The sequence below is a fragment of the Nocardia sp. NPDC051900 genome, from assembly GCF_044452545.1.
In the GTDB taxonomy this organism is placed as follows: domain Bacteria; phylum Actinomycetota; class Actinomycetes; order Mycobacteriales; family Mycobacteriaceae; genus Nocardia; species Nocardia sichangensis.
On sequence record NZ_JBITBU010000001.1, the window covers coordinates 87,808 to 107,123 of the forward strand.

The window sequence follows — 19,316 nt, forward strand, 5'->3', positions numbered from 1 at the left end:
TTCGCGGCCACAAAGGGGCCGCGAACACGCAGCGCCGCAGGCGCTGCAAATCAGACCCAGTATTTTGTTGCGCATGGCTCGAACTCTGCTGGTTACCAATGATTTCCCGCCGCGGCCGGGCGGTATCCAGTCGTATCTGCAGGCGTTGGCCGGTGAGCTGCCGCCGGACGACCTGGTGGTCTACGCTCCGCGCTGGCGTGGCGACAGCCATCTGAAGTTCGATGCCCGGCAGAAGTTCCAGGTCATTCGCCATCCCACCACGCTGATGCTGCCGACTCCGCTGGTGCTGCGCAGAGCCGCGCGACTGTTGCGCAGCGAGCAGTGCGACACGGTGTGGTTCGGGGCCGCGGCGCCGCTGGCGCTGCTGTCGCCCGCGCTGCGTCGCGCGGGCGCGGAACGGATTCTGGCCAGTACCCACGGACACGAGGTCGGGTGGTCGATGCTGCCGGGGGCCAGGCAGGCGCTGCGTGCCATCGGCGAGCACACCGATGTGGTCACCTACGTCAGCCGCTATACCCGCCGCCGGTTCGCGTCCGCGTTCGGCTCGAACGCGGCGCTCGAGTATCTGCCGCCCGGGGTGGACTCCGAGGTCTTCCGCCCGGATCCGGCCGCGCGGGCCGAACTGCGCGAACGATACGGCCTCGGCGACCGGCCGACCATTCTGTGCCTGTCCCGGCTGGTGCCGCGCAAGGGGCAGGACGCGCTGATCCTGGCGATGCGCGATATCCGTGAGCGTGTGCCGGGCGCGGTCCTGGTGATCGCGGGCGGCGGCCCCTTCGAGGACAAGCTGCGCGCCCTGGCGGTCGCCGCGGGCGTCACCGAGGACGTGGTGTTCACCGGCCGCGTCCCGTCCGGTGAGTTGGCCGCGCATCACACGCTGGCGGACGTCTTCGCGATGCCGTGCCGGACCAGGGGCGCGGGGCTGGATGTGGAGGGGCTCGGCATCGTCTACCTGGAGGCGTCGGCGTCCGGCGTCCCGGTGGTGGCGGGTAACTCCGGCGGCGCGCCGGAGACGGTGATCGAGGGCAAGACCGGTCGCGTGGTAGACGGGCGTTCCGTGCAGCAGATCGCCGACGCCCTGGTGGACATTCTGTCCGACCGGGATGCCGCCGCGCGGATGGGCGCGGCGGGCCGCGCGTTCGTCGAGCAGCAGTGGCGCTGGGACAGCTTGGGCGCGCGCCTACGACAGCTGCTGCGGTGATCCGCGTCGCATCTACTACGCTCAGCGGAGTGAGCAGTATCCAGGTCGCAGATCAGACCTTCGTCGCCGCACCGGGGGCCGCCGTGGCCGAGCTGCTGGCGGGACCGAACAATTGGCGCCGTTGGTGGCCCGACCTGGCCCTGGATGTCCGTGAGGATCGAGCCGAGAAGGGTATCCGCTGGTCGGTGTCCGGTGGCCTGACGGGGACCATGGAGGTGTGGCTGGAGCCCGCGCTCGACGGGGTGATCCTGCACTACTTCCTGCACGCCGAGCCGGAGCCCGCGCTGCCCGCGGGCAAGCTCGCCGCCGCCAACCGGGCGCGCCGGGTCGCGGGCAAGAACATGTCGTTCGAGGTGAAGTCCCGGCTGGAGGCGGGCCGCCCCGCCGGTGTCAGTCCCGCGCCCCAGCCTTGATCTACCAGCACCGACGCTGAAAGGAACCGCTGTCCGCATGGCCGACCGGACCCAGAGATCGATCGTCATCGAGGCCCCGTCGCAGCAGGTGATGTCCGTCATCGCCGATCTGGAGTCCTATCCCGAGTGGGTATCCGCGGCGAAGTCGGTGGAGGTGCTGGAGGTGGGGCCGGACGGTCTGGCCAAGACCGCGCGGTTCGTGTTGGACGCCGGGGTGGTCAAGGACACCTACGTCCTGTCCTACGAGTGGCGCGCCGACCGTAAGGCGGTCAGCTGGCGGCTGCTCAGCGGCGAGTTGCAGAAGGCGCAGAACGGCACCTACGAGCTGATCGATCGGCCCGGCGGCACCGAGGTCGTCTACACGCTCACCGTCGACCTGAACATCCCGATGATCGGCATGTTCAAGCGCAAGGCCGAGAAAGTGATCACCGACACCGCGCTGAAGGAACTGAAGAAACGGGTCGAAGGCTGACCGCGCACAAGACCCGGGTCGAGCTGTTCATCGGCAAGGGTGGGGTGGGCAAGACCACGCTCGCGTGCGCCACCGCCATGGCCGAGGCCAGGTCGGGCCGTCGCGTGCTGATCGCCTCGCTGGATCAGGCGCATTCGCTCGGCGACGCGCTCGGCTTCCGCTTCCCGCACGATCCGGGCACCGTCACCGGCGTCGCCACCGTGCTGCCCGGACTGGACGTGATCGAGATCGATTCGCTCGCGCTGCTCGAGGACCGGTTCCGCGACGTGGTGCGGGTGATCTCGGCCGGCCGCGGACACGAGCACGGTTTCGACCTCGCCGCGCTGGACCCGGCGGAACTGACCGGATTGCCCGGCGTGCAGGAACTGCTGATGCTGGTGGAGATCGCCCAGTTCGCCGCCGAGGACGACTGGGATCTGATCGTCGTCGACTGCCCGCCCTCGGCGGACATGCTGCGCATCGTCACCGCGCCGGGCACGCTGCTGGGTTACGTGGAACGGATGTGGCCGCCGCACGCACGGGCGATGAGCGCCGTCGGCACCGACCTGCGGCGCGCCGTGCTCGCGGCAACGGTGGAACGAATCGTGCGGGCGGTCACGGAAGTTCGCGATCTGCTCGCCGACCACCGGCGCACGCGGGCGCGGCTGGTCACCCTCGCCGAGCGCGTCGCGGTGGCCGAGTCGCAGCGGGTGCGCTCCGCCGCGGCGCTGCTGGGCCTGCGGCTGGACGCCGTCGTGGTGAACAAGGTGCTACCCGATCTCGCGACGCCCGACGGAGCCGAACATCCGGCCGTGCAGTGGTATTCGAACCGGCGCGGCGAACAATCCGACGTCATCGCCGAGTTGCGGAGCACGATGCCGGGTATACCGGTGGTGATCGCGCGGCACACCGGCCCGGAGCCGATCGGGCTGAACTCGCTGGCCGCGCTGTCGTACGCGATGGACTCGGCGGGCGACACCGGGGACGCTGCGCTTATGCTGAGCGACAATCAGACGGAGGTCGACGCGAGTTCCGGCGAACCGCTGGTTCTCCTGGAATCCGGCACCGGATTGCAGTCGGTGTACGCGCTGCGCATGCACCTGCCGGTGGTCGACGCCGCCACATTGCGCCTTGGCCGAGTGGAGGACGATTTGATCGTGGGAGCGGACGGTGTCCGGCGCCGGGTTGGTCTGGCGCCGGTATTGCGGCGGTGCACGGTCGACGGCGCCGAACTCGATGACGGATACCTGGTGGTCCGCTTCCGGCCCGATCCCCGGGTCTGGGCGCACGCGTCCGAAAGTCGCGACGATGACCGGTGATCCGCACTCGCCCAGGGGCGAGGAGGTCGGCGGCCACACCGCGCCGGACGGTGTCGCCGAATTCGCCGAGGAATTGAAGCTGCTGGCCGAGGCGGTGCTGGAACGGGTCGAGCCGGTGCTGCGGCGCGCGGCCGACGGACACGTCGAGTGGTCCAGCTGCAGCTGGTGTCCGGTGTGCGCGGCCGCGGCGCTGGTGCGCGGGGAGCACCACGACGTGCTGGCCGCGGTCGCCGAGCACGGCACCGCGATCGTCACCGTGCTGCGCGAGGCGCTGGCCGGAGTGCCGGTCGAACCCGTCATGCCCACCGAAGCCGACCCGGAGACCGGCGCGCCGCATCGCCATGGCCGGCCCGGGGACGACGACGGTCCCCGTTACGTCGACATTCCCGTGACGATCAAGGTATGACGCACCAGATGGCCGGTACGCGACCGCTGACCGTCGGAATAGACGTCGGCGGCACCAACATTCGGGCGTCGGTGATCGATGACAGCGGCGAGGTGCTGGACACGGTCCAGGCGCCGACGCCGCATTCCGCGCGAGCGCTGGAGGACGCGCTGGACCGGGCCGTGCGCGACCTGTCCGGCAGGCATCCCATCGGCGCGGTCGGCCTCGCGGTCGCCGGGTTCATCAACGGCGATCGCTCCACCGTCCGGTTCGCCCCGCATCTACCCTGGCAGGACGCCCCGGTCGCCCAGCGTCTCACCGAACGGCTGGAACTGCCGGTGATCCTGGAACACGACGCCAACGCGGCGATGTGGGCCGAGTATCGGTTCGGCGCCGCCGCGGGCGGGCACAACGTGGTGCTGATCGCGATCGGCACCGGCATCGGCGCCGCCCTGCTGATCGACGGCCAGCTGTATCGGGGCACGCACGGCGTCGCACCCGAACTGGGTCATCTGCAAGTCGTTCCGCAGGGGCGGCCCTGTCCGTGCGGCAAACGCGGGTGCTGGGAGCGCTACTGCAGCGGAACCGCTTTGGCAGAGACCGCGATCGAGATGCTGGCCAGCGATACCCTGCGCTCCGTGCTGGCCAGGGATGTGGCACGCGATCCCGGCTCGCTGACCGGACGGCGGGTCGCGGGCGCCGCGCAGGACGGCGACCCGCTCGCCGTGCGGGTGATGGCCGACTTCGCGCGCTGGCTCGGGCTCGGGCTGGCGTTCGTCAGCGACATCTTCGATCCGGACCTGGTGGTCATCGCGGGCGGCGTGAGCAGTTCGGCGCCGTTGTTCCTGGACGAGGCGCGCGAAGAGTACGCGCGCGCGATCACGGGCGCGGGACACCGGCCGCTGGCCCGCATACGAACCACCCAACTGGGTGAGGCCGCGGGCATGATCGGCGCGGCCGACCTCGCGAGGGCGGCACTGCCCTCGGGCGCGCGTAAGTCCGCGCGCGTCGCGCGGACCAGTCGTTGACCACGCCGCCACGACCCCTCGTGGCCTGCCGCGACACGCCGGTCGTCGTCATCGCTCGGCGTCGGGGCCGAAGTGTGGTGAGATTCGCCGCTGCGGTTGGATGTGATCTTGCACCGGCGGTAAAGTCGGCAGTTGAAGCAGGTGCCCGCAACTATCCCGGTCCCGGGGGAAGGACGTCATGTTCTACTGGCTGCTGAAGTTCGTGCTGCTGGGACCGTTCATTCATCTCTACAACCGGCCTACGGTCGAAGGCGTAGAGAACATTCCGGCGGACGGGCCGGCCATCATGGCGGGTAACCATCTCTCCTTCGCCGACTGGCTGTTCGCTCCGTTGCTCAGCCCGCGGCGGATCAGCTACCTCGCCAAGGCCGAGTACTTCAACACCCCGGGCATCAAGGGCCGGCTCCAGAAGTTCTTCTTCAGCGCCTCGGGCCAGTACCCGATCGATCGCAGCGGCGCCGACGCCGCGGAGGACGCGCTCAACGCCGCCCGCAAGCTGCTCGACCAGGGCCGTCTGGTCGGCCTCTACCCCGAGGGCACCCGCTCCCCCGACGGCCGCCTGTACAAGGGCAAGACCGGCTTGGCCCGCCTGGCGCTGGAGACCGGCGTCCCCGTCATCCCGGTCGCCGTCATCGGCACCGACGAGGTGAGCCCGCCCGGACCGTTCCGCTGGCGCCGCAGGAAGGTGAAAGTCAAGTTCGGCGAGCCCATCGACTTCTCCCGCTACGACGGCATGGGCGGCAACCGCTTCGTCGAGCGCGCCGTCACCGACGAGGTCATGTACGAGCTCATGCAGCTCACCGGCCAGGAGTACGTCGACGTCTACGCCCACAGCCTGAAGAAGGGCGTCCCCAGCGGCAGCCACCCCGCCGCCGTCCCCGTCCGCATCCCGGACACCGCCGCAGGCTGATCACTCCATCCAGGACGATCAAGGTCCCCTCGAGCCGGCTGACGTGCGCCCGTCGACCGTACGGACGAAGATCTGTGGCATCCGATCGGAGGCCGACCTGCGCGCCGCCGTCGCCGCGGGCGCCGACGCGGTCGGATTCATCTCGGGCGTAACGCATGTCAGTGAAGACGCGCTCGACCGGCGTCGCGCTGCCACGCTGGCGGCGGCCACCCCGCCGTTCGTCACCCGCGTGCTGGTCACACATCTGGAGGACCCGGCGGCGATCATCGCACTGGCCGACCGGGTGGGTGTGGACGCGATCCAGGTCCACGGGCTGGTCTCCGCCGATGTGGTCGCCCGGGTACACGAACGCGCGGCCGGGCGGCCGGTTCTCGCCGCCGTACACGTGACCGGTCCGGAGGCCGTCGGCGCCGCACGCGCCATGGCTCCGTATTGCGATGCGGTGCTGCTCGATTCGCGCACCCCCGACCGGCTGGGCGGCACCGGACGCGCACACGATTGGTCGATCAGCGCCACCATCGTCGGCGCGATGGCCGAGTTCGACCGTCCCGTCGTACTGGCAGGCGGCCTCACGCCCGCGACGGTCGCCGCGGCCGTCGGGCAGGTCCACCCGTACGCCGTCGACGTCAACAGCGGCGTCGAATACCCCGGCGGCCACAAGGATCCCGCTGCTTGCGACGCCTTCGTCGCCGCCGCTCGATCGGCGCTGCCCTAGACTCGGCCGAGTCGTCCACAGCGACAAGGTAATGACAAGCCTTCGGTAAGACGGCGCGGCGAAAGTACGGGCATGTTCAAGAAGTTGCTGGCGGTGGCCGGGGTCGGTGGGGCCGAAGTGGAGACCGAGTTGTTCACGCCGGGTGTGCAGCCCGGGGGCACGGTGGAGGGCGTGATCCGTTTGCGGGGCGGTGCGGTCGCGCAGGAGATCACCCAGGTGGCCGTCGAGTTCGTGACCAGGGCCGAGCAGGAGTACGAGGATCACGAGGGCGTGCGCGACGTCGCGTTCGGACGTACCGGGGTGCACGGACCGTTGCATATGCCCGAGGGGGCACCGCTGGAGTTCCGGTTCGCGGCCCGCGCGCCGATGGAAACACCGATCACGTTCTACAACGGACGACACCTGCCCGGCACGGTGGTCTCGCTGCGCACGATCGTGGAGATCCACGGCGCGGTGGACGCCGCCGACACCGACCCGATCGGCGTCGGCGCCCTGCCCGCTCAGCACGTGCTGCTGGAAGCGGTGGAACGCTTGGGATTCCATTTGCGTAGCGCGGACGTGGAATCCGGCCGGGTGCACGACACGCCCCAGACGCTGCCGTTCTACCAGGAGATCGAGTTCGCGGGCGCACCGCACTACCCGGGCCTGAACCAGCTCGAGGTGACTTTCGTTCCGACCGAGACCGGCATGAGCGTGGTCCTGGAGGCGGACAAGCGCGGCGGTTGGCTCTCCGAGGGCCGCGACGTGTTCGACGCGCTGTGGGTGGACTACCAGCACCTGGCCGGCGTGGACTGGGCGGGCGAACTGCACCACCGTATAGCGCGCCTGGCGCACTGACTCTTGCTTGTTGTCCACACGGACCCGGCCCGTTCACGCGCCGTTGACGTAGTTGCGTCAGGGTTGCCTCATGACCGGCTCGGACTCGAGACCCTCCCGGCGCACCCTATTGCGCGCCTCCGCGCTCGGACTGGTGGCGGCCCCTGCACTGGCGGCATGCTCGCCGGACAACGGCCCCGCGCTGGTCCGCGGGCGGCCGGTGCTCACACACGGTGTCGCGGTGGGTGATCCGCGCGCGGACGGCGCACTGATCTGGGCCCGCGCCGATCGCCCCGCCACCTTGCTGGTGGAAACCGCCGCCACGGAATCGTTCACCGATCCCAAGCGTTTCACCGGACCGCTGCTCACACCCGATTCCGACGGCACCGGCCGGGTGCGGGTCAACGGCCTGCCCGCCGGAACGCAGGTGCACTACCGGGTGACGCTGCGCGGCGAGGACGGCGCCACCTCCGAACCGGTCACCGGCGTCTTCCGCACCGCGCCCACCGCCGCGTCGGACATCCGGCTCCAGTGGTCCGGCGACGTCGCGGGCCAGGGCTACGGCATCAACCCGGAGCTGGGCGGCATGAGGATCTTCGCCGTCATGGCCGCCCGCGACCCGCATCTGTTCCTGCACTCCGGCGACTCGATCTACGCCGACGGACCGCTGCGGGAATCGGTCGCCCTGCCCGACGGGCGGATCTGGCGCAATGTGGTGAGCGAGGCGAAAAGCGCTGTCGCGCAGACCCTCGACCAGTTCCGCGGCAACTACGCCTACAACCTGACCGACGAGAACTACCGCCGCTTCAACAGTTCGGTCGCCCAAGTGGTCCAGTGGGACGACCACGAGACGGTGAACAACTGGTACCCGGGCGGACTGGTCGGCGAGTCCAAGGGCTACACCGAACGCTCCATGGACACCCTGGCCACCCGTTCCTGGCAGGCCTTCCACGAGTGGATGCCGCTGGAGCCGAGGGAAGCGGTGGACGGCCGCCTGTATCGCAAGATCTCCTACGGTCCGCTGCTCGACGTCTTCGTGCTGGACATGCGCGCGAACAAGGACGCCAACAACGCGAACAACGGCCCCGACGGCCGCATCTTCGGTCCGGCGCAGACGAAGTGGCTCGTCGACAGCCTGCGCGAGTCCACCGCCACCTGGAAGATCATTGCCAACGACCTGCCGCTCGGCTTGGTCGTCCCGGACGGCGAACAGAAGAACACCACCGCCTTCGAGGGACCCGCCAACGGCGATCCCGGCGCGCCGTCGGGCCGGGAACGCGAGATCGCCCAGGTGCTGTCGTCGATCAAGGCGAACAAGGTGGCCAACGTCGTCTGGCTCACCGCCGACGTGCACTACACGGCGGCGCACCGTTATTCGCCCGAGCGGGCGGCCTTCACCGACTTCGACGAGTTCTGGGAGTTCGTCTCCGGTCCGCTCAACGCGGGCGCGTTCGGCCCGAACCAGCTCGACGGCACGTTCGGTCCGGAGGCGGTCTACGTGCACGCCCCGCCGGTGCAGAACAGCTCGCCACTGGACGCCTTCCAGCATTTCGGCGAGGTGCGCATCGACGGAAGGTCAAGGGAACTGACCGTAGATCTGTGCGACGCCGCCGGATCCGTCCTGTTCAGCAAGAGCCTTGCGCCGGCGTCGCGGTGACACCCCGCTTCGGGGGAGCGGCGCGGGCCGCGCTGTGGTTAGCTCTTCTGCCATGAGCACGCCGCACATTGTCTCCAACGCCGAGGAATACCTCCCCCGCGATACCGCCGATGTCGTTCGCACGGTGCGGGATTCACGTGGGCGATCGGAACGGCTGATGGTGCGCGGCGGCGAGCTGCTCGACGAGGGCCTCGCGCTGCCCGCTCAGCCGACCGTGGTGTCGCTGCGCCGGATGAATCAGGTGCTGGACATCAACCTGGGCCGGCGCACCGTCCGGGTGCAGGCGGGCGCCAAACTCTCCGATATCGACCGCAGGCTCGGCGCGCACGGCCTCGGCCTGCCCGTCGTCGGCGATCACCGCGACATCACCGCGGGCGGCTTCGCCTCGGTCGGCGGCGTCAGCGCGGCCTCGCACAAACACGGCCTGTTCATCGACCAGATCGTCGATCTGGAGTACGTGGACACCGACGGGCGCATCGGCACCTGCGGGCGCACCCACCACACCGAGCGGTTCCAGCGCATCCTGGGCGCGGGCGGCCGGGCGGGCATCATCACCGCGCTCACCCTGGACGCGATCGAGATCGACAAGGAACGCACCTGGCTGACCACCGACGCCGACCGGTTCCTGGACTTCGACTCCTTCGTCGAGCACGCCTATGCGGAGATCTTGCGGCCCGGCAACGCCGAACTGCAGGTCGGCCGCTGGGTCGATACTGCGCCGCTGAAGGTGGCGCGCCCGGTCGGCACCGGTCACGTACAGCTGGGCACCGTGCGCTTCGGGCAGTGGTCGAGCCTGTACCCCACCGCGCCCACCAGGGGACTGCGCGCCCGGCGCGAGGTCGGGTCGCGCGCGCGGAAATCGCTGGGCGCCATCGCCTCCGCCGCGCCCGGCAAGGCGGGCATGCCTGTGCGCAACGCGGCCGCGGGCGCGGTGCTGTTCGCGCCGAAGGTGCAAACCCTCCGCGATGCGGAGTATCTGGCCGATACGGCGCTCAGCTCGTCCGAGCGTGGTCCCGCCTACCGGGTGGGCATTTTCGCGCCCCTGTCGAGCTATACGTCGGTGTTCTACCGCCTCCACGATCTGTTCTCGGGACACCGGGAACGCACCGGCTGCTTCACGGTCATCTCCGCGATGACCTACGGCGTACGCTCGCGCTACCTGCGCGCCGAATCCGCCGCCCGCGGCCTGCCCGCCGAAGACCACGGCCTGATCACCTTCACCTGCCGCCTGCGCCCTGCCGCGCTCCCGTCGGAACAGTTGCGCGACATCGTCTCCGGCATCGAGGAGATCTGCCGTTCGGAGAACTCGCTGCGGTACGAAGCCGAGTAGCGGTTCGGCCCGTACCGTCCCTCGGTCGAGGGCCGCTGGTGCGCGTGCCGCCGGAAATCGCCATGACTACCGATCAGGGCCAGCGCTAGCGTTGCGTTCATGTTCGTCGTGACCGTCACCTACACCGTTCCGCTCGCCGAAGTGGACCCCCTGCGCCCCGCTCACGGTCGCTGGCTGGAGCAGCTCATCACCGACCGGCGCCTCGTGCTGGCGGGACGCCGCGTTCCACTGGTGGGCGGCGTCTACCTGACCACCGATATGCCGCGCGATCGGCTCGACTCGATCCTCGCCACCGATCCGTACCTCCTCCACGGCGTCGCGACGCACGAGGTCGTGGAGTTCACGCCACTACTCGGCGCGCCCGAGGTGATCGCGGCCTCCGACCGCAACGGAGCCTGAGGTGAACCGGACACAGCGGGTCTGATTCGCGAGCACGCACCCCCGAATTCGCCACTCACACTCGGTGAAACTCCGACTGAGCGCTTCTCGGGCCCGAGGCAGTTCTCGAACACCATCCTGCCGCGCTGTCAGGATGCGGACGACGCCGATGCCGATCAGCGACTGCGGACCGAATTCCGGAAACGCCACCGGTAGCGGGTTCTGATGCGACATAGTTGTAAACGCTCACGTTCCCTACTTATACGCGGGCGTACCTTACTCCATGTTCGTGATCGGATCAGAGACCTCATGAGGACGAGCACATCTGCTGCGGCGATCAGCGCATTCGCCATCTCAGCCCTGGTCGCGGGAGCCGTGGCCGGTTTTCCCGCAGCGGCCGACGCCGACACCTCACCCACCGCGGGTGCGCCGGGTGTGATAACGGTGGACTCCACGACGGACGACGTAGCGGCCGACCCAGGCAGCGGGCAATGCCGCACGATCTCCGGCGCCTGCACGCTGCGCGCCGCGGTGCAGACGGCCAATGCCCGTCCAGGCAGCACAATCGTGGTTCCCGCCGGTCGATACGTGTTGACGATCGCCCCCGACCAGCGGAAAGTACAGGGTCGCAACCCTGATCCGACCACGGGCGACCTGAACCTGACCGCCCCCACGACGCTGCGCGGCGCCGGCCGCGATCGAACAGTTCTGGACGCGGGCGGGATCGACCGGGTGCTCAGTGTCGCCGCGCCCGTGACGTTGGCGGGATTGACGGTGACCGGCGGAGTCGCCGCCCAGCACGAGATCCCGTTCTACGACACCGGCGGGGGCGGCATCGCGAATTCGTCGGATCTCGTTCTCGACGACGTCGTGGTCCAGGGCAACAGCGCCGGATACGGCGGCGGCATCTTCAACGTGCCCGGCTCGGACTTGAAGACGAGGAATACGGTCATCTCCGGCAATTCCGCGGGCGAGGCGGGCGGTGTGCGGTGCGACAACACCTGCACCTTCACCGACACCACCATCGCGGACAACCACGTGGTCGACCCCGGAGTCTGGTACCGCCCTGGCGGATTCGCCGGACGCGGCGGCGGCGTCGACGTTCGGGGAAGGGGCGTGGTGACCTTCGATCGCGCGACGATCACCGGGAACACCGCATCCGACGGCGGCAGTGGCATCAACGTCGCGCCGGCCTACCTCGACACCCTTCCACGCCGGTTGACCGACCTGGTGAACGTCCCTCTCGGCACCGTCCTCCTGCGGGACTCCACGATTCTCGGCAACAGGTCCGGGACAGCTGTGGTCAACTGCGCCGAGGTGTTCGCGAGAATTGCCTCGGAAGGTGGCAACACCAGCGACGACGCATCCTGCAACCTCACCGGGGCCGGCGACAGAGTTCTGTCCTAGTCGGCGGGCGTCGGCGGCCCGAGCAAGGCGCGGTGGATGTACACGACGGCTTCCTCGAGCTCGAGCAAGTCTCCTCCGGCACGGAGGGTTCGGCGGACGGCCTCGTTGGTCGCGTCGGTGACCGCCAGGTACGCGCAATCGGGAACGGTGGAGTCGACGGGGCCCGCTGCCGCACGCCAAGATCGGATGAATCCGGCGAACCACTGCTGGCATCGTTCGAACGACTCGATCGCGCGCGACCCGGCCACCGCGGTTTCCAGGTAGAAGGCACGGGCGAACGAAGGCTCGTCGCGCAGCAGCGTGAGGTACTCACGGATGCCGCGGCGGAGCGCTTCGAGTGGCGTCACCGGCTCGGACGAGATCTGCCTCATCACCTGCCGGAGATGATCGATCATCAGATCGCGGCCGGTCTCGGCCGCCGCGAGGAAGCAGGCTTCCTTGTCCGGAAAGTGCTGATAGAACGTCCGACGCGAAACCTTCGCGGCAGCGGCGATATCCGCGATCGTCGCATCGAGGTAGCCCCGGTCGGCGACGACGACCGTGACCCCGTACAGCAGGCGCTGCCGTTGCGAGCCCGTCACCAGGTCGCGAGCGAGGCCGTGCGGTCCGTGCGGTAACGCCTTCAAGGTCGGTTCCAGCAACTTCTCTCCCACCCGCACCTTCATAGCAGGTGCGGGCCCGGAGCTACCCGGACTCCGCCGCTTCGGCAGCTCGTCGCACACGCGAAACGGCCCCACCGGATTTTTCCGGTGGGGCCGTTTCGGCAGATCTTCGGCTCAGTGCTTCTCGGGGCCGAGGTAGTACTCGAACACCAGCCCGGCGGCGGCGGTCAGGACGCACACGACGCCGATGCCGATCAGCCAGAACTGGAAGAACGCCAGGCCGAGCGCGGTCACCGAACCGGCGGCGGCCAGCGTGATCGGCCAGAAGCTGCCGGGCGAGAAGAAGCCCAGGTCGCCCGCACCGTCGACGATCTCGGCGTCCTCGTAGTCCTCCGGGCGCAGGTCGAGACGACGGGCGACGAACCGGAAGTAGGTCCCGATGATCAGCGACAGACCCGCGGTCAACACCATGGCCGTGGTGCCCGCCCATTCGACACCCGTACGCGACTGACCGGTGAAGAAGCCGTAGACGCCCGCGATGATGATGAAGAACACCGTGAGCAGTTCGAAAATCCGCGCTTCGATCTTCATGTCAGATCAATCCTCACTTGCTCTCGGCCGAGGCCGCGCTCTTGGTGTCGCGCCTGGTGTTGAACGGCGCGGTGGACGTGGCGACCGGAGACTCCCCGATGGACGCGAGCGCCTCGGCGTTGGTCTTCCCCGCCTGGCGCGCGTCCAGGTACTTGGTGAACTTCTCCGGCGTGACCGCGCGGACCTCGAAGTTCATCATCGAGTGGAAGGTGCCGCACATCTCGGCGCAGCGGCCGACGAACGCGCCTTCCTTCTCGATCTTGGAGATCTGGAAGACGTTGTCGGAGTGGTTTTCCTTCGGGTTGGGCATCACGTCGCGCTTGAACAGGAACTCCGGCACCCAGAAGGCGTGGATCACGTCGGCGGCGGCGAGCTGGAACTCGATGACCTTGCCGGTCGGCAGCACCAGGACGGGGATCTCGTTGCTCGAGCCGATCGTCTCGACCTTGTCGTAGTGCAGGTAGGAGAGGATGTCGTTCTCCGGCTTGCCGTGTACCGGGCCCGGCTGCGGGTGACCGTCCTTGGTCCGTTCCTTGTACCCCTCGAGCTGCTCCTGGTTCAGCGCCTCACGCGAGGTGTCGATGCCGTCGAACCTGTAGCCGTCCTTGAAGTCGACGTTGCGGTAGCCGAACTTCCAGTTCCACTGGAAGGCGGTCACGTCGACGGTGACGTCGGGGTTGTCCACCTTCTCGTGCACGTAGTTCTGCACGACCACGGTGAAGTAGAACAGCACGGCGATGATGACGAACGGAATCGCCGTGTAGGTCAGCTCCAGCGGCACGTTGTAGCCGGTCTGGCGCGGGAACTCCGGAGAGTCGGCCTTCTTGCGGTGGAACGCGATGGTCCAGAAGGTCAGACCCCAGACCAGCACGCCCATCGCCAGCGCGGCGATGACCGACCAGGTCCACAACTCCCGCATCCGGGTGGCCTGCGGCGTGATGCCGGACGGCCAGCCGAACCGCAGCCAAACAGTGTCGATCGAGCAGCCCGAGACGAGCAGCGCGGTGATCCCCAAGGACACCGCCAGCCCGGCCCGCCGAAGGATACGGCCCTGCCGACCCCGGGCGGGTCGTGCCCCGATCTCTTCGCTCGCCTTGTGCGCCACGCTCACGCCTTCCTGGTCGCCACACATTCCGACAGTGCATCGTCCGGGCTGCGATGGGCCCCGACGACACGTCCTAAGCTCGTATCAGGGCACTCCCCGGGCCGGCGCATTCGCGCGCGGGTCGCCTGAGAGAGACCTGAGTACTACGCAGCGTAGACCAAACGCACCCCCCCTTTGTCGTCGGGTCGGCTTCGACACCTCACCGGGCCCGCCGGGATCATCGTCACCAGCGATTCCGCCCTGACGTGACGCGCGCGACGCGCGGACGCCCTAGGTGCGGCATACTCGGACACTAGATTTCGTCCCCTTGCGCCCCATACGGTGCGCGCGTATCCCGACTGTGAGAAATGAGGTTGCCGACGCCGTGTGTGGACTGCTCGGATTCCTGGCATCTGACGAGGCGGCACCTGGCACGGTGGAGCAGGTCTACGAGGCCTTGCACTGCGTGCGCCACCGCGGCCCGGACGAGCGCGGCACCTGGCACGACGACCATGTGATCTTCGGGTTCAACCGCCTGTCGATCATCGACATCGAGCACTCGCACCAGCCGCTGCGCTGGGGCCCGCCCGAGCGGCCCGACCGCTACGCGCTCACCTTCAACGGCGAGATCTACAACTATCTCGAGCTGCGCGCGGAACTCGCCGAGGCGCACGCCGCCGAGTTCCCGGACGGCAAGATCTTCCAGACCGAGGGCGACAGCGAGGCCATCGTCGCGGCGTTCCACTACTGGGGTCCGGAGGCGGTGCGGCGGCTGCGCGGCATGTTCGCCTTCGCGATCTGGGACGCCGAGACCAAGGAGCTGTTCCTGGCCCGCGACCCGTTCGGCATCAAACCGCTGTTCCTGGCCACCGGGCCGGGCGGAACCGCCTTCGGCAGCGAGAAGAAGAGCCTGCTCGAACTGCTGCCCGCGCTGCGGCTGAGCGACGAGCTGGACCCGCGCGCGCTGGAGCACTACACGGTGCTGCAGTACGTGCCCGAGCCGGAGACGCTGCACAAGGACGTCCGCAGGCTGGAATCGGGCAGCTACGCCACCGTGCGGCCCGGCGCGGCGCCGGTCGTCACCCGGTACTTCACCCCGAAGTTCCCGGTGCGCCCGTTCACCCCCGGCTCGGCGGCGTCCCGCTACCGGGAGATCGCCGCGGCGCTCGAGGACTCCGTCGCCAAGCACATGCGCGCCGACGTGACGGTCGGCTCGTTCCTGTCCGGCGGCATCGACTCCACCGCGGTCGCGGCGCTGGCCATGCGGCACAACCCGAAGCTGATCACGTTCACCACCGGGTTCGAGCGCGAGGGCTACTCGGAGGTGGACGTGGCCGCCGAGAGCGCCGAGGCGATCGGCGCGCGGCACGTGGTGAAGGTGGTGTCCCCCGCCGAGTTCGCCGCGGCGATACCGGAGATCGTCTGGTACCTCGACGACCCGGTGGCCGACCCGGCGCTGGTCCCGCTGTACTTCGTCGCCAAGGAGGCCCGCAAGCACGTCAAGGTGGTGCTCTCGGGTGAGGGCGCCGACGAGCTGTTCGGCGGGTACACCATCTACCGCGAGCCGCTGTCGTTGAAGCCGTTCGAGAAGCTGCCCCGCGGCCTGCGCAGGCTGGCGGGCAAGCTGTCGGACCGGATTCCGGACGGCACGAGGGGCAAGAGCCTGTTGCACCGCGGCTCGCTCACGCTGGAGGAGCGCTACTACGGCAACGCGCGCAGCTTCAGCGACGCCCAGCTGCGCGCCGTGCTGCGCGAGTTCCGGCCGGAATGGACCCACCAGGACGTCACCGCGCCGCTCTACGCGCAGTCGCGCGGCTGGGATCCGGTGGCCCGGATGCAGCACCTTGACCTGTTCACCTGGTTGCGCGGCGACATCCTGGTCAAGGCCGACAAGATGACCATGGCCAACTCGCTGGAACTGCGCGTGCCGTTCCTGGACTCCGAGGTGCTGAAGGCGGCCGAGGGATTGCCGTTCGACCAGAAGATCACCAAGGAGACCACGAAGTACGCGCTGCGTCAGGCGCTGGAGGGCATCGTGCCGCCGCACGTGCTGCACCGCGCCAAACTCGGCTTCCCGGTCCCGCTGCGGCACTGGCTGCGCGGCACGGAACTCTACGACTGGGCGCAGCAGCAGATCGCGGAGTCGCAGACCGACCACCTGCTGAACAAGGCCGCGATCAGCGAGATGCTGGTCGCGCACCGGGCCGGGACCTCCGACCACAGCCGCAGGCTGTGGACACTGCTGGTGTTCATGGTGTGGCACGGCATCTTCGTCGAGGACCGGATCAAGCCGGAGATCCAGGAGCCGGTCTACCCGGTCTCGCTCTGACCCGGAAACGCGGGAAAGGCGCGCACCCGGCCGGGTGCGCGCCTTTCGTTCGCACGGTCTACAGCAGCGTCTTGATGTCCGCCGCGGCTTCGGGACCGTAGGCCTGGCTGAGGCGCTCGAGCGCGGACTCCTTGGTCAGCGTCCACTCCTGGGTGCCCATGGTCTCCAGCACGAGCACGGCGATCAACGAGCCCAGCTGCGCCGAACGCTCCAGGCTCAGCCCGGCGGTGTGCGCGGTGAGGAAGCCTGCGCGGAAGGCGTCACCGACGCCGGTCGGCTCGACCTTCTCGATCTCGGGCACGACGCCGACGGTCACGTCGGTGCCGTCGCGATCGACGATCCGCACGCCGTCCGCGCCCAGGGTGGTGACGCGGACGCCGACCTTCTGGGCGACCTCTTCCTCGGTCAGGCCGGTCTTCTGCAGCAGCAGGCCCCACTCGTACTTGTTCGTGAAAAGATATGCGGCGCCGTCGATCAGCTGCACGGACTGGTCGCCGTCCAAGCGGGCCAGCTGCTGCGAGGGATCGGCGGCGAACGGGATCCCCAATTCGCGGCACTCGGCGGTGTGCCGCAGCATCGCCTCCGGGTCGTTGGCGCCGATCAGGACGAGGTCGAGGTCCCGCGTCTCGGCGAGTTCGGCGATGGAGATGTCGCGGGCCTCACTCATCGCGCCGGGGTAGAACGACGCGAGCTGGGCCATGTCGTCGTCGGTGGTGCAGACGAAACGCGCGGTGTGCGCGCGGTCGGACACCAGCACGGTGGAGCAGTCGACCCCGTGCTTCTCCAACCAGGCGCGGTACTCGCCGAAGTCGGCGCCGACGGCTCCGATCAGCAGGGGCGTCCGATTGAGCAGGCCCATGGCATAGGCGATGTTGCCACCGACGCCTCCGCGACGGATCTGCAGATCATCGACGAGGAAGCTCAGCGACACGTGGTCGAGCTGATCGGCCAGCAGTACGTCGGCGAACCGTCCGGGAAAACGCATGAGGTGGTCGGTCGCAATGGACGCGGAAACGGCGATGGACACGTGGCTGAGCCCCTTCAACGGTAGGCGGCAGGCGGTGCAGACCGGGACGCGAGTCCCGATCTCACCGTAGCTGATGCCGCCTCTCCGGGTCTTCAGGCCGTACTAGTTGAGCGGCACCGGATTTGCGTTCAGGTCTTGCGCAAGTGCCGCTCGGGTCCTGGGCGTTCCCGACGAGTTACCCATGTCCTTACGAGATCAGTTGTTCCGATCGAACGCGGCCGATCTCCGCGACCGCGCCGGGACGCTACTACCTCAGTTGAAGGAGTCGCCGCAGGCGCAGGAGCCGGTGGCGTTCGGGTTGTCGATGGTGAAGCCCTGCTTCTCGATGGTGTCGACGAAGTCGATCGAGGCGCCCTGCACGTACGGCGCGCTCATCCGGTCGACGGCCAGCGTGACGCCACCGAAGTCGACGGTCAGGTCGCCGTCGAGCGAGCGGTCGTCGAAGAACAGCTGGTAACGCAGGCCGGCGCAACCACCCGGCTGCACCGCGATCCGCAGCGCCAGGTCGTCGCGGCCCTCCTGGTCGAGCAGGGCCTTCGCCTTCGTGGCGGCGGCGTCGGTCAGAGTCACACCGTGGGTGGCGGTCTCGTTCTGCACAGTCATGAACTCTCCTCGAGGAACCTGTGGTCGAACCCGTGGAACAGCGCACGGGTCGTGTCGGTAAACACCACTCGGCGGGCTGCTATTCCTCCATCTTGCCACCAGCCGGTCCGCGGTGACACGCAACCTCCGTGAGCCCGCACACTCCGGGCGAATCGGACCGCATTTCTCGCCGCGCCACCCATCGAATAGCCTGGTCGGTGTGAAATTGTTCCGTCGCGGCGAGTCCAGCACCACCGACGCGACCGCCGCATCGACGGTGGTCACGAACGGTGACTCGGCCGCAAGCACCACCCGCGCGGCGGCCACGGCCACCGCGGGCAAGGGCCGTCCCACCCCGAAACGCCGTGACGCGCAAGGCAAGCGCCGCGGCCCGATAGCACCCGCTCCGCTCACCGCGAAGGAGGCCCGCGCCCGGCGCAAGGCCGCGCGGGGCACCAGAGCGGAGCGCAAGGCGGCGTCCGCGAAGCGGCGCGAGGCCGCCGCGGATCGACGGGAGCGCATGCTCGCGGGCGAGGACAAATACCTGCCGCCCCGCGACCAGGGCCCGGTCCGGGCCTTCGTCCGCGACATCGTCGACGCCCGGCGCAACCTGGTCGGCCTGTTCATGCCGATGGCGCTGGTGCTGATCTTCTCGATGTTCCTCGCGCCCGCGCTGCAGACCGTCGTCACCCTGGCCATGCTGGTGATGATGCTGTTCATGGGCATCGAGGGCGTCCTGCTCGGCCGCGTGGTGAACAACCGGGTCAGGGAGCGTTTCCCGGAGACCACCGACGGCGGCTACCGCCTCGGCTGGTACGCCTTCGTCCGCGCCTCGCAGATCCGCAAGATGCGCGCCCCGAAGCCGCGAGTAACCCCCGGCGAAGCTGTGTAGTTTTGCCAGCGCCTACGGCGCTGGCCGGTCAGCGGTGGTGGGTGTTGCGGCCGAGCATCGCCGTCAGCTCGGAGTGCAGCCGCTGTACGTCGCGGTCGATCACTTGCGCGGATCCCGCGCGGTCGGTGCCGCGGGCGATGAGTGTGGCGAAAGCCACGATGACCGCCAGGGTGATGAGAAAAGTAACCATGGCAGTAAT

General features: G+C 68.9%; 21 protein-coding genes. 15 read left to right on the forward strand and 6 right to left on the reverse strand.

The features are described from left to right. Window positions 1-73: 73 nt before the first annotated feature. The 13 genes from ACIA5H_RS00395 (at window position 74) to ACIA5H_RS00455 (ending at window position 12,010) form a co-directional block, all read left to right on the forward strand. Entirely contained in the window at window positions 74-1,201 is a 1,128-nt protein-coding gene (locus ACIA5H_RS00395; RefSeq protein ID WP_355072945.1) for a glycosyltransferase family 4 protein, read from the forward strand. A 29-nt stretch (window positions 1,202-1,230) separates the two neighbouring features. After that, a complete protein-coding gene (locus tag ACIA5H_RS00400; protein ID WP_355072943.1) occupies window positions 1,231-1,614 on the forward strand; it encodes a polyketide cyclase / dehydrase and lipid transport in 384 nt (127 codons plus the stop codon). 37 nt (window positions 1,615-1,651) lie between these two features. Further along, window positions 1,652-2,086 carry an SRPBCC family protein gene (locus ACIA5H_RS00405; protein ID WP_355072941.1) on the forward strand — a complete coding sequence of 145 codons (435 nt, stop codon included), beginning with the start codon at window positions 1,652-1,654 and terminating at the stop codon, window positions 2,084-2,086. A 23-nt stretch (window positions 2,087-2,109) separates the two neighbouring features. Further along, window positions 2,110-3,384, forward strand: a complete 1,275-nt coding sequence (locus ACIA5H_RS00410; RefSeq protein WP_397073399.1) for an ArsA family ATPase — start codon at window positions 2,110-2,112, stop codon at window positions 3,382-3,384. Beyond that, window positions 3,374-3,790 carry a hypothetical protein gene (locus ACIA5H_RS00415; protein WP_397072831.1) on the forward strand — a complete coding sequence of 139 codons (417 nt, stop codon included), beginning with the start codon at window positions 3,374-3,376 and terminating at the stop codon, window positions 3,788-3,790. Before ACIA5H_RS00410 ends, ACIA5H_RS00415 begins: the two co-directional genes overlap by 11 nt. After that, window positions 3,787-4,797: an ROK family protein gene (locus tag ACIA5H_RS00420; RefSeq protein WP_355072938.1), complete on the forward strand. Its 1,011-nt coding sequence runs from the start codon at window positions 3,787-3,789 to the stop codon at window positions 4,795-4,797. Before ACIA5H_RS00415 ends, ACIA5H_RS00420 begins: the two co-directional genes overlap by 4 nt. A 178-nt stretch (window positions 4,798-4,975) precedes the next feature. After that, on the forward strand, window positions 4,976-5,707 hold the full coding sequence (locus ACIA5H_RS00425) for a lysophospholipid acyltransferase family protein (protein ID WP_379253056.1): 732 nt from the start codon (window positions 4,976-4,978) through the stop codon (window positions 5,705-5,707). Between the two features lie 43 nt (window positions 5,708-5,750). Next, on the forward strand, window positions 5,751-6,422 hold the full coding sequence (locus ACIA5H_RS00430) for a phosphoribosylanthranilate isomerase (RefSeq protein WP_397072834.1): 672 nt from the start codon (window positions 5,751-5,753) through the stop codon (window positions 6,420-6,422). Between the two features lie 72 nt (window positions 6,423-6,494). Further along, window positions 6,495-7,259 (forward strand): sporulation protein, encoded by a 765-nt coding sequence (locus tag ACIA5H_RS00435; RefSeq protein ID WP_397072836.1) that lies wholly within the window; start codon window positions 6,495-6,497, stop codon window positions 7,257-7,259. Between the two features lie 70 nt (window positions 7,260-7,329). Continuing rightward, window positions 7,330-8,895, forward strand: coding sequence for an alkaline phosphatase D family protein (locus ACIA5H_RS00440; protein ID WP_397072838.1), 1,566 nt, complete (start codon window positions 7,330-7,332; stop codon window positions 8,893-8,895). Window positions 8,896-8,947: 52 nt separating this feature from the next. Beyond that, on the forward strand, window positions 8,948-10,225 hold the full coding sequence (locus tag ACIA5H_RS00445) for an FAD-binding oxidoreductase (RefSeq protein ID WP_355072926.1): 1,278 nt from the start codon (window positions 8,948-8,950) through the stop codon (window positions 10,223-10,225). A 99-nt stretch (window positions 10,226-10,324) separates the two neighbouring features. Further along, window positions 10,325-10,624 carry a YciI family protein gene (locus ACIA5H_RS00450; protein ID WP_364427916.1) on the forward strand — a complete coding sequence of 100 codons (300 nt, stop codon included), beginning with the start codon at window positions 10,325-10,327 and terminating at the stop codon, window positions 10,622-10,624. 288 nt (window positions 10,625-10,912) lie between these two features. Further along, the gene (locus ACIA5H_RS00455; RefSeq protein ID WP_397072841.1) at window positions 10,913-12,010 is read left to right on the forward strand and encodes a CSLREA domain-containing protein; all 1,098 of its coding nucleotides are present in this window, start codon (window positions 10,913-10,915) and stop codon (window positions 12,008-12,010) included. Here ACIA5H_RS00455 and ACIA5H_RS00460 read toward each other — a convergent pair. From ACIA5H_RS00460 to ACIA5H_RS00470, 3 genes are all read right to left on the reverse strand, one after another. Further along, window positions 12,007-12,663, reverse strand: coding sequence for a TetR/AcrR family transcriptional regulator (locus ACIA5H_RS00460; RefSeq protein WP_379253050.1), 657 nt, complete (start codon window positions 12,661-12,663; stop codon window positions 12,007-12,009). The two genes, ACIA5H_RS00455 and ACIA5H_RS00460, sit on opposite strands and share 4 nt — an antisense overlap. 123 nt (window positions 12,664-12,786) lie before the next feature. Beyond that, complete coding sequence (locus tag ACIA5H_RS00465; RefSeq protein WP_355072918.1) at window positions 12,787-13,203, reverse strand: cytochrome c oxidase subunit 4; 417 nt, start codon at window positions 13,201-13,203, stop codon at window positions 12,787-12,789. A gap of 13 nt (window positions 13,204-13,216) precedes the next feature. Continuing rightward, window positions 13,217-14,308 (reverse strand): cytochrome c oxidase subunit II, encoded by a 1,092-nt coding sequence (locus ACIA5H_RS00470; protein ID WP_397072843.1) that lies wholly within the window; start codon window positions 14,306-14,308, stop codon window positions 13,217-13,219. Window positions 14,309-14,672: 364 nt separating this feature from the next. Here ACIA5H_RS00470 and asnB point away from each other — a divergent pair, with 364 nt between their 5' ends. Further along, window positions 14,673-16,616, forward strand: coding sequence for an asparagine synthase (glutamine-hydrolyzing) (asnB, locus tag ACIA5H_RS00475; protein WP_397072845.1), 1,944 nt, complete (start codon window positions 14,673-14,675; stop codon window positions 16,614-16,616). A 58-nt stretch (window positions 16,617-16,674) separates the two neighbouring features. Here asnB and ACIA5H_RS00480 read toward each other — a convergent pair whose 3' ends face one another. Both ACIA5H_RS00480 and ACIA5H_RS00485 read right to left on the reverse strand, forming a co-directional pair. Beyond that, a complete protein-coding gene (locus tag ACIA5H_RS00480) occupies window positions 16,675-17,643 on the reverse strand; it encodes a carbohydrate kinase family protein (RefSeq protein ID WP_355072915.1) in 969 nt (322 codons plus the stop codon). Between the two features lie 252 nt (window positions 17,644-17,895). After that, on the reverse strand, window positions 17,896-18,246 hold the full coding sequence (locus ACIA5H_RS00485) for an iron-sulfur cluster assembly accessory protein (protein WP_355072914.1): 351 nt from the start codon (window positions 18,244-18,246) through the stop codon (window positions 17,896-17,898). Window positions 18,247-18,502: 256 nt separating this feature from the next. Between ACIA5H_RS00485 and ACIA5H_RS00490 the strand changes: the two genes are divergently transcribed. Further along, window positions 18,503-19,117, forward strand: coding sequence for a DUF3043 domain-containing protein (locus tag ACIA5H_RS00490; RefSeq protein WP_397073401.1), 615 nt, complete (start codon window positions 18,503-18,505; stop codon window positions 19,115-19,117). A gap of 28 nt (window positions 19,118-19,145) precedes the next feature. Here the strand turns inward: ACIA5H_RS00490 and ACIA5H_RS00495 are convergent, their stop codons facing one another. Then, the gene (locus ACIA5H_RS00495; protein ID WP_379253047.1) at window positions 19,146-19,307 is read right to left on the reverse strand and encodes a hypothetical protein; all 162 of its coding nucleotides are present in this window, start codon (window positions 19,305-19,307) and stop codon (window positions 19,146-19,148) included. Window positions 19,308-19,316: the final 9 nt, after the last annotated feature.

What these genes read in the sequence shown, in the direction of transcription:
- ACIA5H_RS00445 (WP_355072926.1), top strand. Translation starts at nt 8,948, where the DNA reads ATGAGCACGCCGCACATTGTCTCCAACGCCGAGGAATACCTCCCCCGC.
- ACIA5H_RS00420 (WP_355072938.1), top strand. Translation starts at nt 3,787, where the DNA reads ATGACGCACCAGATGGCCGGTACGCGACCGCTGACCGTCGGAATAGAC.
- ACIA5H_RS00405 (WP_355072941.1), top strand. Translation starts at nt 1,652, where the DNA reads ATGGCCGACCGGACCCAGAGATCGATCGTCATCGAGGCCCCGTCGCAG.
- ACIA5H_RS00395 (WP_355072945.1), top strand. Translation starts at nt 74, where the DNA reads ATGGCTCGAACTCTGCTGGTTACCAATGATTTCCCGCCGCGGCCGGGC.
- ACIA5H_RS00440 (WP_397072838.1), top strand. Translation starts at nt 7,330, where the DNA reads ATGACCGGCTCGGACTCGAGACCCTCCCGGCGCACCCTATTGCGCGCC.
- ACIA5H_RS00435 (WP_397072836.1), top strand. Translation starts at nt 6,495, where the DNA reads ATGTTCAAGAAGTTGCTGGCGGTGGCCGGGGTCGGTGGGGCCGAAGTG.
- ACIA5H_RS00495 (WP_379253047.1), bottom strand. Translation starts at nt 19,307, where the DNA reads ATGGTTACTTTTCTCATCACCCTGGCGGTCATCGTGGCTTTCGCCACA.
- ACIA5H_RS00485 (WP_355072914.1), bottom strand. Translation starts at nt 18,246, where the DNA reads ATGACTGTGCAGAACGAGACCGCCACCCACGGTGTGACTCTGACCGAC.
- ACIA5H_RS00415 (WP_397072831.1), top strand. Translation starts at nt 3,374, where the DNA reads ATGACCGGTGATCCGCACTCGCCCAGGGGCGAGGAGGTCGGCGGCCAC.
- ACIA5H_RS00465 (WP_355072918.1), bottom strand. Translation starts at nt 13,203, where the DNA reads ATGAAGATCGAAGCGCGGATTTTCGAACTGCTCACGGTGTTCTTCATC.
- ACIA5H_RS00450 (WP_364427916.1), top strand. Translation starts at nt 10,325, where the DNA reads ATGTTCGTCGTGACCGTCACCTACACCGTTCCGCTCGCCGAAGTGGAC.
- ACIA5H_RS00425 (WP_379253056.1), top strand. Translation starts at nt 4,976, where the DNA reads ATGTTCTACTGGCTGCTGAAGTTCGTGCTGCTGGGACCGTTCATTCAT.
- ACIA5H_RS00455 (WP_397072841.1), top strand. Translation starts at nt 10,913, where the DNA reads ATGAGGACGAGCACATCTGCTGCGGCGATCAGCGCATTCGCCATCTCA.